The organism is Maritalea porphyrae, from assembly GCF_030159895.1.
GTDB lineage: Bacteria > Pseudomonadota > Alphaproteobacteria > Rhizobiales > Devosiaceae > Maritalea > Maritalea porphyrae.
The window spans coordinates 1,702,648-1,715,465 of sequence record NZ_BSNI01000002.1 but is presented as its reverse complement, the minus strand read 5'-3'; the positions used below and the strand labels follow the sequence as shown (position 1 = coordinate 1,715,465).

Genomic DNA, 12,818 nt, shown 5'->3' with positions numbered 1-12,818 from the left:
CGTCCCAATTGCCAAAGCGGTAAATGCTGGGCAAGATCGGCGGATGACTGAGAAGCAAAATACGGCTGGCGGGCTGGAAAAATTGCCGCTCGCAAAAGTGCCGTTTGAAATTGATGACTACGTCGCGCGCACGCGAACTGACTCCTGTTTTATTTGTGAGCTTGTCGCTGGGAACGCAAGTTTCAAACATCATATTGTTTGGGAAAACAAGGAGTTCATAGCCTTTTTGAATAAATACCCGACCCTGCCCGGATACCTGATCGTCTGCCCGAAAGAGCATATCGAAGATTACGCGGTAGACATGGAGTTGCAAAGCTATCTCAGACTACAAACGCTGATCCATAAAATCTCAAACTCGCTCAAAGGTGTCTTTGACGCAGAACGCATTTACCAACTCTCGTTAGGCAGCCTGCAAGGAAACAGCCACGTTCATTTTCACGTCGCACCACTACCCAAGGGTGTTCCATACGAAAAACAACAATACCATGCTCTCATGGCCGAGAACGGTATTCTGCGTCTCTCCGAAGAAGAATTTGCGACGATGGCTGAACAAATAGGTCTCGCAATTGGCGAATTCGAACTGGGTTCTTGAATGTCTAAAAACAAAGAGCACTTCAAGACATTGCTGTTGGCACGCAAAACCGAGCTTGAGGAGTTAAATGCCATCAGTGCGGATGCGCGTGATACGGTGACGCTGGATCAGCAGTCGGTCGGGCGGTTATCGCGCATGGACGCAATGCAGGGCCAAGCCATGGCGCAAGCGCAGGAGCGGCAGCGTGGTGCCCAACTGATGCGGATTGAGCAGGCCCTCACCCGTATTGCTAACGAAGAATATGGCTATTGCGAAGATTGTGGTGACGAGATCAATGAAAAACGGCTGGAAGTCGATCCAGCCGCTCTATTTTGTCTAAAATGCGCTCGTGCGAATGAGCGCTAGGTGATTGGTGCAACACCGATCAACCATTCGTGCAGGAAGAATACAAACAGCAAATACAGTACCGTACCGCCAACAATGGCCTTCACATCGTTGCTAACAGGTCCTGCGACAGGTGTTGGATCGCCACGGCGCTTCACGGCAATGCGATTCCACACGGACCATGCAAGGAATGAGCTGAACAAAATCAGCGAAGCCAAGTCACCATTTGCCAACAGATGCGCAAATGCCCAAATCTTCACACCAACCAACATTGGGTGCTTCAATGCGGCTTTGATTTTGCCGGCAGGGGTGCTGGATGCAGCTAAAGCGACAAACGAAAACCACATCAGCGTTAGCGTGATGTGCTTTACAAATGTTGGCGGCTCATAAATGAACATCGCTTCTGGTCGAGCTTGAATAAAGCCCCAAATGATCAGCGCAAGGCCAACAAAAACCCCAAGAGCATATGGGCCTTTCCAGCCCTTTTCACCGCGTGCAGCGATTTGCTTTTCACGCCATTGAGGCGCGACCATCCGAATTGAATGAACGCCAAGAAAAATGACGATACCGAGTATTAGCCAAACCATTATTATCCCCCAATTGAACTATTCAGCCTTGTATCTAGGCGTCCGCTTGTTGTTCGACAACCGCCTTGAGCATTTTAAGTTGAACACTATCGGCTTTTTTGATGACTGATTTCAAAAGTGGTTGCATTAACACCATCAGACCTTTTGCTTCGCAACTCGCATTCAGGGAAATGCGCGTGCCGCTTTCGTCCGCATCGATCTGATAGACATAGGTGGCGGAAAAGTTTCCGCGGGTTGACCGATAAGCAATCAGCATCAACGGTACATAATCCACCACCGGCGAAAACAATTCCTTGCCACCCGCACGATAGCGCAGCGGATTTTCAGGTGAGGTGTGCTCGCCATTTGCGGTATGCACATGTTCAATGGCCGGCATCCACAGGCCCAGCTTTTCAGGTTCCGTCAAATGCGCCCAAACCACGTGGACTGGCGCGTTTATAGTTTCTTCAACCGCAAAGATTTCCGACATAATGTTCCCCTTGCCCTTTTGGTGGCAAGGTTAGTGCACAAGGCATCACAATGGCAATCTTTGTTAAATTCACACATCCCATTTCGGGCACCATGGCCCGTCCACCAGACGCATATTCTTTTCAAAAGCACGTATTTTCATCATGTCTGCATCAGAAAGATTGATGTCCTTGGCGTCAAAATTTTCCTTTATGCGTTCATAGCTGCCTGCAGATGGGATCACCACATGCCCTTCTTGCATCAAAAACGCCAATGCAATCTGCGCAGCACTAGCGTCTTGGGTCTTGGCAATTTCTTGCAAGGTTGAATCGCCTGAAACCGCACCGCGGGCCAACGGTGAATATGCTGTCATTGGAACACCCAATGATTTGCAATATTCAACAATTGGTTTGTTTTGCATAAAGGGATGAATCTCAACTTGATTGGTCACCAATTGACGTTCGCCGAGCAATTCTTTGGCGCGTTGCATATGACGAATGGTGAAGTTTGAAACTGCCAGATTTTTGGTCAGTCCTTTGTCATAAACCTCTGCAAACTGAGCCATATAGTCTTCGATATCATATTCATCGTCTATGGCTGGATAATGCAAATACAGCATATCCACCTGCGGTGTTTGCAGTTTCTCTAGTGACACTTCGACATGGCTCATAATCTGGCCGGGCGCGAAACTCTCAGGTGAAACTTTCGTGGCCAAAAAGATATCGCGCCGCGCAATGCCTGAATCAACAATGGCTTTGCCAACGAATTCCTCGTTGTTGTAGCCTTCAGCGGTATCGATATGGCGGTAGCCTATTTCCAGCGCAGCTTTCACGCCATCATAGGCCGCCTGCCCATCTCGGTTCCAAGTGCCATAACCTATTTGAGGAATTGGGCCGATGTTCTTTACAACTGCCATTTTGCATCTCCTTCACAATCAGCATGTAATCGATTGCAATCTAACTAGGCTATTGGACCTGCTCCAAGTCAACAAAAAAGCATCAGAAAAAATCCGACGCTTTTTACGTATAGTGAAATGTGATCCGTCCGTCGATCGAGCTTGGGGCGCTCGTCAATGACGCCCTACCCTGCGCCGCGCTGTATTTCTTAGAGTTCGCGCCACGCCAACATCGTTTAGCGTTCGCGCCACGCAGGCTGGCTGGCTTCGGTGTTCGCCTTAAATACCCAGCTCTTCGCCGCGCTTCGCTGGCTACGAGCATTCGGACCTGAAATCGCTCCACTGGAGCGTTTTTACACTACGCGTTGGCTTGGCCCTGCGCTAAGGCTCCGGGCGTTCGTCGCTTCTGTCCTGCCCTCCGCCGCGCTGCGCTGGCTTCGGGCGTTCGCCTGGAAAACAGGACATTTAGTCCTGTTTTCTAATCCGGCTCACTCCCATTCAATTGTACCGGGAGGTTTTGACGTTACGTCATAAACGACACGATTTATTCCTTTTACTTCGTTGATAATCCGCGTTGCGGTGCGGCCAAGGAAGTCCATATCGAACTGATAGAAATCAGCTGTCATGCCATCAACAGATGTTACGGCCCGGAGCGCACAGACAAACTCGTATGTGCGGCCATCGCCCATAACGCCAACGGTTTGCACTGGCAGCAATACGGCGAACGCCTGCCAAATTTTGTCATACTGACCAGACTTGCGGATCTCATCGAGGTAGATCGCATCAGCTTTGCGCAAAATGTCTGCTTTTTCTTTATTGACGCCGCCTGGGCAACGGATAGCCAGACCAGGTCCTGGGAATGGATGGCGCCCAACAAAGCTTTCAGGCAGGCCAAGTTCACGGCCTAGCGCGCGCACCTCGTCTTTAAACAGCTCACGAAGTGGCTCAACGAGTTTGAGGTCCATCTTTTCAGGCAGACCACCCACATTGTGGTGAGATTTGATGGTAACGCTTGGACCGCCAGTGAATGAAACACTTTCAATCACGTCAGGATAGAGCGTGCCCTGGGCCAAGAATTTCGCGCCGCCAACTTTCTTGGCTTCTTTGTCGAATGTTTCGATAAACAAACGACCGATGATTTTGCGCTTTTCTTCTGGGTCGGACTTTCCGTCCAACTCGCCCAAAAACTCATCAGCTGCATCTACATGCACAAGCGGAATGTTGTAGTGATCGCGGAACAGGTTCACCACCTCTTCCGCTTCGTTCAGGCGCAGCAAGCCATGATCAACAAAGATACATGTCAGCTGGTCGCCAATCGCTTCGTGGATCAATACCGCAGCAACCGATGAATCAACGCCACCAGAAAGTCCGCAAATTACTTTTGCATCGCCGACTTGATCGCGGATTTGCTGGATTGCTTGTTCGCGATAGGCGCCCATTGTCCAATCGCCAGTACAGCCACAAATATCGATCACAAAATTCTTATAGAGTTCCGCACCGTTTGGCGTGTGGTGCACTTCTGGGTGGAACTGCACAGCCCACATGCGCTTTTCTTCATTCGCGATAACCGCTAATGGCGCGCCCGCGGAAGTGGCAACAACTTCAAAACCTTCAGGGATCTGCGTTACGCGATCACCGTGGCTCATCCAAACTTGCTGTTCTTCGCCAACAGCCCATTCGCCACTAAAAATCGAGCAAGGTTTGTCGATATTCAGTGTCGCGCGCCCATATTCGGCATCAAGTCCAGCTTCAACATTGCCTCCCAACGCCATACAAAGCGCTTGCTGACCATAGCAAATGCCCAAAATCGGCACATTCGCGTCGAGCAATGCCTGGTCGATATGCGGGGCATTTTCATCCAGCACGCTGGCAGGTCCGCCAGAAAGGATGATACCACGAGGGTTCATGTCTTTGAGCGCAGAGGCCGCGCTCGAAAATGGATGGATTTCGCAGTAGACATTTAGCTCCCGCAAGCGCCGCGCAATAAGCTGGGTCACTTGTGAACCGAAGTCTACGATGAGGATGGCTTGGTGGTCTTTTGCTGTCATGGCGAGGCTTTACCGCCAAACGTTAGATTCCGCAATATGCAATTGGGATAAATCCGCGCAAAAAGGCTATGTTTTGCAGCCTATCGAGAAAATACCAGTGCTAGTCCCGCCATCATCAACAACACACCTGCGGTTGATTTGAAATTTATGCTGCGTTGCTCCAATTCGAACCAGCCGAACTGATCATAAAACTGCGCTGCAACGACTTGCCCAAATACCACCAACAAAACGAAAGGACCAACGCCAAGTTTGGGCACCGCCGCGATAGAAACCAGCACTTGAAATACCCCAACAAATGCGCCCAACCAGACCCATTTTGGTGCCGTTGCAAGTTGATCCATTGTTGGCATTGGCGTACGCGTTGCAAGCACGATAATTGAAATCGCAGTGGTTGCGATGACAAATGCCAGCATGGTCGCGACGATAGAACTATCAAACGCTAAAGCCATCCGCGCATAGATAGGCCCCTGCGCCGCAATGAGCGCGCCGCCTAAGACCGAAGCAAGGACTAGCCAAAAATTGGCGCTCACGGTCCAACCTGTTTGTACATATAGGTCGTTGCGTGGAAATCATTACCGACGGCGTTCTTTGCATAGTTGGGGATGATGCCTGCGGTCTTGTAACCAAGCGATTTATATAATGGCTCGGCATTGTCGCCAGTTCGGGTATCTAACGTAATCAGAGAACGGCCTAGAGACACAGCTTCTTGCTCGAGCGCCGACATGAGCGCGCGAGCGACCCCGCGCCTGCGAAACTTTGGGTGAACCATCAGCTTAGAGATTTCGGCGCGGTGTGGTTGATTGTTTGGCATACCAACGATCAATTGCCCGGTGCCGGCAAAATGATCATCAATGAAAGCTGCATGCATGATGCGCTCCCCCGAAAGCAGCGCTGGCTGAATGTTGTTCAACCAAAAGCCCTCGGCTGTTGCTTGGTCAATTGGCAAAACGAAACCAACGGCGCCATCACCTTCAACAGTTTTGATGAGCGTTTCAGTTAGTTCGGCCATGTAATTTGGCAGTTCTTGGGGCGAGATTTGACGGGCAATCATTTTGCTCCATCCCTTACACGAGGAAAATGAAATAGCTTGCGGCGCTATCAGACGGTGTGGAAAATTTTGAACGTCCGCTGAGCTGGTAGCGCAAACAGTCGCCAGGATTTAGCGCGTATTTTTGGTCGTTGACCTCAATGTTTAGGCGGCCAGCGCGGAGAACAACATGGTGTTCCATATTGGCCCGAGGCGGTTTGTCATATGAGATCGACTGCCCCGCCCCCAAACGACATTCAATCACTTCGCCGCCAAGGGCTTGGGTGGGCGGTGACACTGATTTGCGAACAAACGCATTATCCTCGTCATGCCAAACTTCTTGCGCGTCCGCATCCACCAAAGGCGTAAATTCTTCTTCGACCATTGCAAGCAGACGCGACATTGGCAGACCGTAAGCGGCACACAGTTTGCCAAGCACTTCAGCGGTTGGGCTAACGTCTGCTTTTTCCAGACGCGAGAGCGATGCACGGCTGACGCCGCTTTTTTCCGCCAACTGGTCGAGTGACATATGGCTTTCCAGGCGCAATCGCTTTAATCTTTGGGCCAGTCTGTTGGATAAGTCAGGCAATGCGCAAATCCCATAAACAAGAATATTTCTCATATATGAGATATTTCATTTACCCTTTTGCGTCAATAGGCGTTGGCCAATCAAACGCATGGCTGTGTTGCACACAATAGCGCTTGACTTATTCGATGGGTTTCGACAATAAAGCGCCACCTTGAATTCGGTCGATGTTGGCCGATGCGTCGACTAGCGGCAATTGCCGTTTTGCAAAATCGATCAATGATGATCAAATGCAATGTAGTAGGCGTCAAAAATTGGAAAGATGCCTCCTTTGACATTTGATATGTTCGGTTTTAGCCAACCGATCCTAAACTGTTTGGCTGCCCTAAATTACTCAGAACCAACTCCAATTCAGTCTAAAGCGATCCCTGCGGCGCTTGAAGGCCGTGATATTGTTGGTCTAGCGCAAACCGGCACCGGCAAAACTGCCGCGTTTACATTACCGACCATTGCGCGTCTTGCAGAAGACATTCCGAAAACCAAAAAACGCAAAATCCGTGCTTTGATCGTTTCGCCCACTCGCGAGCTTGCGGCACAAATCCACGATACCGTGAAACGCTTCACCCCGAAGGTGCCTTTGCGCTCAGCAATTATTGTTGGTGGTGTTTCGTACCACAAACAAAAACATGCATTGCAGCACGGCGTTGATATTCTTGTTGGTACACCTGGCCGTTTGATCGACATGATCGACCAAGGCGTTGTGGACCTAAGCGAAGTCGAAACTGTGATTTTGGACGAAGCTGATCAGATGCTTGATATTGGCTTTTTGCCAGCGATCACATCGATCTTGGAGCTTTTGCCAAAAGAGCGGCAGACGATGCTGTTCTCGGCAACAATGCCAAAAGAAATTCGCAAGCTGACCAACAACCATTTGACCAACCCTGTTGAGATTTCTGTTATCCCAGAAAAACGCACAGCAGACCGGATTGAGCAAAAGGTAATCTCCATTGGCCAAAAAGCCAAAATGGAAGCGATTAGCGATTTGTTGCTTGAGTATGAAGGCGAGCAAATCATCGTCTTTACGCGTACTAAGCATGGTGCGGATAAGGTGCAAAAGCGTTTGTCTGTTTCAGATATTCGCGCAGCGGCCATTCACGGCAACAAATCACACAACCAGCGCGAGCGGGCGCTAAACTCGTTCCGTCGTGGCAACACACGTGTTTTGGTTGCAACTGATATTGCTGCACGCGGCATTGACGTGCCGGGCGTTGGCTTGGTTGTAAACTACGACATGCCTGAAGTTGCTGAAAGCTATGTACACCGCATTGGCCGTACAGCGCGTGCAGGCGAATCTGGCGTCGCCATCTCTTTGGTTTCAACCGAAGAGCTTGGATTGCTTGGTGATGTGCAGCGTATGTTGAACATTTCAATTCCTGCAACCGACGCCAATGGCGAACCTGTTGAGTTGGAAATTCCACGTTCATCAGGCAAAAAGCAGCCTTTCCGTCGCCGCAAGAGCGGTGGTGGTGGCCAACGTCGCCCACGCGGGTCAGACGGCAACCACCGCAAAGGCAATCGCGGCGGTCCTAAAGGGGCAAAGCCTGAAGGTCGCGGTGGCGAGCGTTCAGAAGCTAAACGTGGCGATAAACCATTTGCACGCAAGCCGAAGCGCGATGATCGCGGCGGCCAAAAGCGCAATGGCCCTCCAGGTGGCAAGCGCAAAGGCGGCAATGGCGGTGCTGGTGGCGGCAACCGCAATCGCGGACCAAAAGTTGCCTAACGTAAATACAGATTATTAAGTTTAAGAAGGTCGGTGAATTTCACCGGCCTTTTTTGTAGGGGGTATGGTGGGTTTGAGCCCAGAGCGGACCTCCCAAATCCAACAACGAGCATCGTGCGCGGCACTCCACTCTCCGCGATTCTCATTTTGTGGCTTGGTTCAGCTGTTGCCGTTTCAAACTTTCAGCTTTTGAACGGACGCATTTTCGTATATGTCACCGAGATGAAAATTTTGGCTATTGTGTTTTGGATCGTTGTTCTGGCGGCAATCGCTTGGTGCGGTATGCATTCCATAGAGATGATGATCTACGCTAGTTATCATCCTATGTATGCACGCGGCGATCTTTTATATCCATTACGGGTCTCATCGATCCCATTATTGATATTAACTTCAATTGTTGTCGCTAGTTTGTGGCTTTGGCGACGCCCACTGCAGCACCTAATCTACGCTCTAGGCATGTTTGTGGCTGCATCGATTTCACTGACCATCGTTTTGCCCAGAGTCGAAAGCGGCTATAAACAAATCTATTACGTTGGCGAAGAGAGGTTTGAGATCCCGTGGCAATTCTCCCCATATAGCGGCAGTCCAGATCTCGGAGGCAAAGACTTCCGAATAATAGCAACGATTCCAGAACTCATTCCAGAATATGACACTCGAGAAAAAACAGTAACAATTGGGATATCAATCAAGGAGTTCCCTGAACGGGCTGAAACAAATTCAGGCTCAACTTGTAGCCTAGCAGATTCTTACGGACGAATTAGTTGTCGTTGGCCGTATGGCAAATACTTTTTGGATGTTTCGGGCGACCAAAGGCTTTTTGCTGAGGATAAGTCTGGCTTGTATCCAGCGATATCAGCACTTTTCGATAGCTTTCGGGTTGAAGCAGAGTAGTTGTGACGCCTGCAATTAGATCACGATAATTTGGACGTCGAAATTTGAGGTCGCTTTGTCCGCATAGCGGCCATCAAGCGCCCAAGCATCGCCTTCCCCTTCCCTCGTCACCCTCGTGCCACGAAGTGGCGTTCGCGCCACGCAGGCTTGACACGAGGGTCCATGATGAGGGGCCTAGTCGCTCAGCTGGAAAAATCACTAAGGCTTCGGCGGGTTTGCGACGCCGCATGGATAGTCGGGTCAAGCCCGACTATGACGCGTGGCGGTGGGAGTTTGAGAATAGCGCGTTATCACAAGGGCGAACTGTCTAAAATAGCCCCTGTTGCAGTCTATGCGGAGAAGAACTGGCACCCCGAACAAACTACCCCGTTCTTTGCATCACCGAGAAGAAGAACCCGTCTGTGTTGGTTGAAGCTGGTGTAAGCGTGACGGATTTCAAATCAGATGACCATGGCATTGGCTTGTCAAAACCATAAAGGTCTTGCCAAACTTCGCCTGCGCTGAGCAGCTCAAAGTTCGGGTTTTCGTCCATAAAGGCGTAGATTTGGCCTTCGTTCTCTTCCGGAAACACTGAACAGGTGATGTAAACGAGGAAGCCACCAACTTTGACGTATGGCACGGCTTGAGACAGCACTTCCTCTTGCTCCTGCAATCTTTGATCCAAAAGCTGTTTGGTTAGACGCCATTTCGCATCTGGGCGGCGTCGCCACGTGCCTGAACCTGTACAAGGTGCATCCAAGACCACGCGGTCCATAGCGCCAATCAGGTCTGTCAGCGGATCATCATGATGAGGTTGGCGCACTTGCACATTGTGCAGCCCTGCCCGCTTAATCCGATCCCAGATAGGCGCTAGTCGGTTCTTTTCACTATCATAGGCGAAAAGCTGGCCTTTGTTTTCCATCATGTCGCCCATGGCAAGAGTTTTGCCACCAGCGCCTGCACAAAGGTCGAGAATTTTCTCGCCCGGCCGCGCAAAGATCAATTCTGATACAATTTGGCTGCCTTCGTCCTGGATTTCAAAACGCCCTTTTTGGAATGCTTCTTCGGCTTGAACGTTTGGTGTTCTTGAATCTCGCTTGCCCGCTTCAATACGAATGCCGTTGGTGGCGATATTGGTGGGTTGCGCGCCGGTTTTCTTCAGCGCCTTCAGCACTTTTTCCCGGGTCGACTTGAGCGTATTGACGCGCATATCGAGCGGCGGGCGCTCGGCTAATGCCGCGCCTTCGGCAATCCATTCTTCAGCAAAGTTGCTTTCAAATGATGGTTGCGCCCATTCTGGAATGTCCGCCTGAACATGCTCGGGTGCATCCACCAGCGCGTTAGCCCGGGTTAGGTGCTCAATCTCTTTTGCAGACAATGCTTCTGGCGCGAATTTGTCGTCGCCAAAGCTTGCGTTGAGCGCCTCTGGGTTTTCACCCCAATCGCGGACCAAGGTTGCAAACGCCAAGCTGCGTGCGCTTTCAGATCGGGCCACATGGGCGTGAGACAGCTTTTTGCGCAATGCATCATAGACAATGTTGCCAATGGCTGCACGATCGCCTGATCCTGCGAAGCGGTGCGACAATCCCCAGTCTTTCAAAGCATCGGCGACGGGGCGCTTGCGCTTTTCAATATCAGCCAGAACTTCAATAGCGGCACTTAGCCGACCGGGTAAACGCATTTACGCCTCATAACATTAGAGTTTGAACGGCAAAACCAAGCCACATAATTGCCAGTATGGTCATGCCGGTCACATAAGCAAGAAAACGGCGAATTACGCGGTTTCTTGTGATGTGGATCGCTGTGTGTATATAGCGAGAAATCACAAATAGCACGGCCAGAATTGCAAGCCACAAGTTTGTTTGCTGCGTCGCCAGATTAATGGCTGCCAGCGCGTAGAAAAGGATTGGCAGTTGGAACTGGTTTGCGAAATTGTTCGAAGCCAGTTTGGCTGATAGCGGCCATGCGTCACCATCTATCGCAATATCGGCCACCTTGATTTTTTCGCCGTAAACCAAGGGGACGCGGCGATGGCCAAGAATGATCAGCACCGCAAATGTCAAAAAGACCTGCGCGAACACCGCGACCAATAAGAGCTTTTCCGCGCCCGTCATGGGTTAACGTCCACCGCGATAATTAGGGCTTTCGCGTGTGATCGACACGTCGTGGACGTGGCTCTCGCTCAACGCAGCGCCAGAGATTTTCACGAACTCAGCGTTTTCAGCAAAGTCCTTCAGGTTCGCTGCGCCGGTATAGCCCATTGACGCTTTCAAGCCACCCGCCAATTGGTGCAGCACAGCGCCAGCTGGGCCCTTGTAAGGCACTTGGCCTTCAATACCTTCAGGCACCAATTTCATTGAATCTGAAACATCCTGCTGGAAATAGCGGTCGGCTGATCCGCGTGCCATTGCGCCAACTGACCCCATGCCGCGATAGGATTTATAAGAGCGGCCTTGGTAAAGATAAACCTCACCCGGGCTTTCGTCTGTGCCGGCCAACAACGAACCGACCATGGCGCAATTTGCACCACCGGCCAATGCTTTAGCCAAATCGCCTGAGAATTTGATTCCGCCATCAGCAATGATTGGAATGCCAGATTTTGCCGCTTCTTCAGCACAGCCCATAACGGCTGCAAGCTGAGGCACGCCCACGCCAGCGATGATGCGGGTGGTACAAATTGATCCTGGACCAATGCCCACTTTCACCGCGTCAGCGCCAGCATCAATCAGGGCGCGTGTTGCGGCAGCCGTTGCCACGTTACCCGCGACGATGCGGACTTTTGAATTCTCTTTTTTGAGACGCGACACGACTTTTGCCACTTCCACATTGTGGCCGTGGGCTGTGTCGATGACCAACAAATCAACTTCAGCGTCGATAAGCTGCAAGCAACGATCGTAGCCTTTGTCGCCAACGGTTGAAGCCGCAGCGCAGCGCAAGCGGCCCTTGCTGTCTTTAATCGCATTTGGGTGCAATTGCGCTTTTTCAATGTCCTTAACGGTGATCAAGCCAACGCATTTGTAGGCTTCGTCGACAACGAGCAGCTTTTCGATCCGGTTGGCGTGGAGCAAACGCTTGGCTTCGTCCTGTGTTGCACCATCGCGCACCGTGATCAGATTCTCGTGGGTCATGAGTTCTGAAATTGGCTGATCTGGATTGGACGCAAACCGCACATCACGGTGGGTGAGAATACCAATCAGTTTGCCGGTGTTGCGACCGCCAGAGCCGCCACCTTCAACCACGGGAATACCGGAGATGTTGCGGCTTTCCATAACGTTGAGTGCATCAGAAAGCGTTGCGTCTGGGCCAATGGTGATTGGGTTGACGACCATGCCACTTTCAAAGTGCTTTACTTGCTTTACTTGTTCGGCTTGCTGTTCCGGCGTCAAATTGCGGTGGATAACGCCCATGCCACCTGCTTGCGCCATGGCAATCGCCATTTTTGCTTCTGTGACGGTGTCCATCGCGGAGGAAAGAATAGGCAGGTTCAGTTCGATGTCCTTCGTTACCTTGGTCTTTAGGTCAACGTCAGCAGGCATCACGCTTGATTCTGCGGGTTGCAACAATACGTCGTCGAACGTCAGTGCGGTATCACCGGTTGCTGTAGAAATGATTTTTGCCACGGGCGTGACCCTCCGTCTAAACACGAATGAATGGGTATGCTTGAGACTGGTGGAGAGCTTCGCCACCATTCTACTGGTTGGCGAGGGTCAATACCACGCAGT

The 12,818-nt window shown here is 51.0% G+C and carries 14 protein-coding genes; 4 read left to right on the top strand and 10 right to left on the bottom strand.

Annotated elements, in window-relative coordinates; all coding sequences use genetic code 11:
* The first annotated feature begins 43 nt into the window (after positions 1-43).
* Positions 44-592 (top strand): HIT family protein, encoded by a 549-nt coding sequence (locus QQL65_RS11780; protein ID WP_284366278.1) that lies wholly within the window; start codon positions 44-46, stop codon positions 590-592.
* Positions 593-937, top strand: coding sequence for a TraR/DksA family transcriptional regulator (locus tag QQL65_RS11775; protein ID WP_284364763.1), 345 nt, complete (start codon positions 593-595; stop codon positions 935-937).
* Here QQL65_RS11775 and QQL65_RS11770 read toward each other — a convergent pair.
* From QQL65_RS11770 to QQL65_RS11740, 7 genes are all read right to left on the bottom strand, one after another.
* Positions 934-1,503, bottom strand: a complete 570-nt coding sequence (locus QQL65_RS11770; protein WP_284364762.1) for an NnrU family protein — start codon at positions 1,501-1,503, stop codon at positions 934-936. The two genes, QQL65_RS11775 and QQL65_RS11770, sit on opposite strands and share 4 nt — an antisense overlap.
* 34 nt (positions 1,504-1,537) lie before the next feature.
* Entirely contained in the window at positions 1,538-1,972 is a 435-nt protein-coding gene (locus QQL65_RS11765) for an SRPBCC family protein (protein WP_284364760.1), read from the bottom strand.
* Positions 1,973-2,041: 69 nt separating this feature from the next.
* Positions 2,042-2,866 carry an aldo/keto reductase gene (locus QQL65_RS11760; RefSeq protein WP_284364757.1) on the bottom strand — a complete coding sequence of 275 codons (825 nt, stop codon included), beginning with the start codon at positions 2,864-2,866 and terminating at the stop codon, positions 2,042-2,044.
* Between the two features lie 467 nt (positions 2,867-3,333).
* Positions 3,334-4,893, bottom strand: coding sequence for a glutamine-hydrolyzing GMP synthase (guaA, locus tag QQL65_RS11755; protein ID WP_284364754.1), 1,560 nt, complete (start codon positions 4,891-4,893; stop codon positions 3,334-3,336).
* A gap of 80 nt (positions 4,894-4,973) precedes the next feature.
* A complete protein-coding gene (locus QQL65_RS11750; RefSeq protein ID WP_284364753.1) occupies positions 4,974-5,423 on the bottom strand; it encodes a DMT family transporter in 450 nt (149 codons plus the stop codon).
* Positions 5,420-5,944 (bottom strand): GNAT family N-acetyltransferase, encoded by a 525-nt coding sequence (locus tag QQL65_RS11745; RefSeq protein WP_284364752.1) that lies wholly within the window; start codon positions 5,942-5,944, stop codon positions 5,420-5,422. The genes QQL65_RS11750 and QQL65_RS11745 overlap by 4 nt, the downstream gene beginning before the upstream one ends.
* 13 nt (positions 5,945-5,957) lie before the next feature.
* Positions 5,958-6,542 (bottom strand): helix-turn-helix domain-containing protein, encoded by a 585-nt coding sequence (locus tag QQL65_RS11740; RefSeq protein ID WP_284364751.1) that lies wholly within the window; start codon positions 6,540-6,542, stop codon positions 5,958-5,960.
* Between the two features lie 247 nt (positions 6,543-6,789).
* Between QQL65_RS11740 and QQL65_RS11735 the strand changes: the two genes are divergently transcribed.
* Together QQL65_RS11735 and QQL65_RS11730 are read left to right on the top strand one after the other, a co-directional pair.
* Entirely contained in the window at positions 6,790-8,226 is a 1,437-nt protein-coding gene (locus QQL65_RS11735; protein ID WP_284364750.1) for a DEAD/DEAH box helicase, read from the top strand.
* 114 nt (positions 8,227-8,340) lie between these two features.
* Positions 8,341-9,117, top strand: coding sequence for a hypothetical protein (locus QQL65_RS11730; protein WP_284364748.1), 777 nt, complete (start codon positions 8,341-8,343; stop codon positions 9,115-9,117).
* Between the two features lie 361 nt (positions 9,118-9,478).
* Here QQL65_RS11730 and QQL65_RS11725 read toward each other — a convergent pair whose 3' ends face one another.
* From QQL65_RS11725 to guaB, 3 genes are read right to left on the bottom strand one after another with little or no spacing between them, the layout of a single operon-like run.
* A complete protein-coding gene (locus tag QQL65_RS11725) occupies positions 9,479-10,777 on the bottom strand; it encodes an RsmB/NOP family class I SAM-dependent RNA methyltransferase (RefSeq protein ID WP_284364746.1) in 1,299 nt (432 codons plus the stop codon).
* A gap of 7 nt (positions 10,778-10,784) precedes the next feature.
* A complete protein-coding gene (locus QQL65_RS11720) occupies positions 10,785-11,210 on the bottom strand; it encodes an MAPEG family protein (RefSeq protein WP_284364745.1) in 426 nt (141 codons plus the stop codon).
* 3 nt (positions 11,211-11,213) lie between these two features.
* Positions 11,214-12,716: an IMP dehydrogenase gene (gene guaB, locus QQL65_RS11715; protein WP_284364743.1), complete on the bottom strand. Its 1,503-nt coding sequence runs from the start codon at positions 12,714-12,716 to the stop codon at positions 11,214-11,216.
* Between the last annotated feature and the right edge of the window lie 102 nt (positions 12,717-12,818).

Excerpts from the sequence above, each read along its gene's own strand:
- QQL65_RS11780 (WP_284366278.1), top strand. The coding sequence starts at position 44 with ATGACTGAGAAGCAAAATACGGCTGGCGGGCTGGAAAAATTGCCGCTC.
- QQL65_RS11775 (WP_284364763.1), top strand. The coding sequence starts at position 593 with ATGTCTAAAAACAAAGAGCACTTCAAGACATTGCTGTTGGCACGCAAA.
- QQL65_RS11770 (WP_284364762.1), bottom strand. The coding sequence starts at position 1,503 with ATGGTTTGGCTAATACTCGGTATCGTCATTTTTCTTGGCGTTCATTCA.
- QQL65_RS11765 (WP_284364760.1), bottom strand. The coding sequence starts at position 1,972 with ATGTCGGAAATCTTTGCGGTTGAAGAAACTATAAACGCGCCAGTCCAC.
- QQL65_RS11760 (WP_284364757.1), bottom strand. The coding sequence starts at position 2,866 with ATGGCAGTTGTAAAGAACATCGGCCCAATTCCTCAAATAGGTTATGGC.
- guaA (WP_284364754.1), bottom strand. The coding sequence starts at position 4,893 with ATGACAGCAAAAGACCACCAAGCCATCCTCATCGTAGACTTCGGTTCA.
- QQL65_RS11745 (WP_284364752.1), bottom strand. The coding sequence starts at position 5,944 with ATGATTGCCCGTCAAATCTCGCCCCAAGAACTGCCAAATTACATGGCC.
- QQL65_RS11740 (WP_284364751.1), bottom strand. The coding sequence starts at position 6,542 with ATGAGAAATATTCTTGTTTATGGGATTTGCGCATTGCCTGACTTATCC.
- QQL65_RS11735 (WP_284364750.1), top strand. The coding sequence starts at position 6,790 with ATGTTCGGTTTTAGCCAACCGATCCTAAACTGTTTGGCTGCCCTAAAT.
- QQL65_RS11725 (WP_284364746.1), bottom strand. The coding sequence starts at position 10,777 with ATGCGTTTACCCGGTCGGCTAAGTGCCGCTATTGAAGTTCTGGCTGAT.
- QQL65_RS11720 (WP_284364745.1), bottom strand. The coding sequence starts at position 11,210 with ATGACGGGCGCGGAAAAGCTCTTATTGGTCGCGGTGTTCGCGCAGGTC.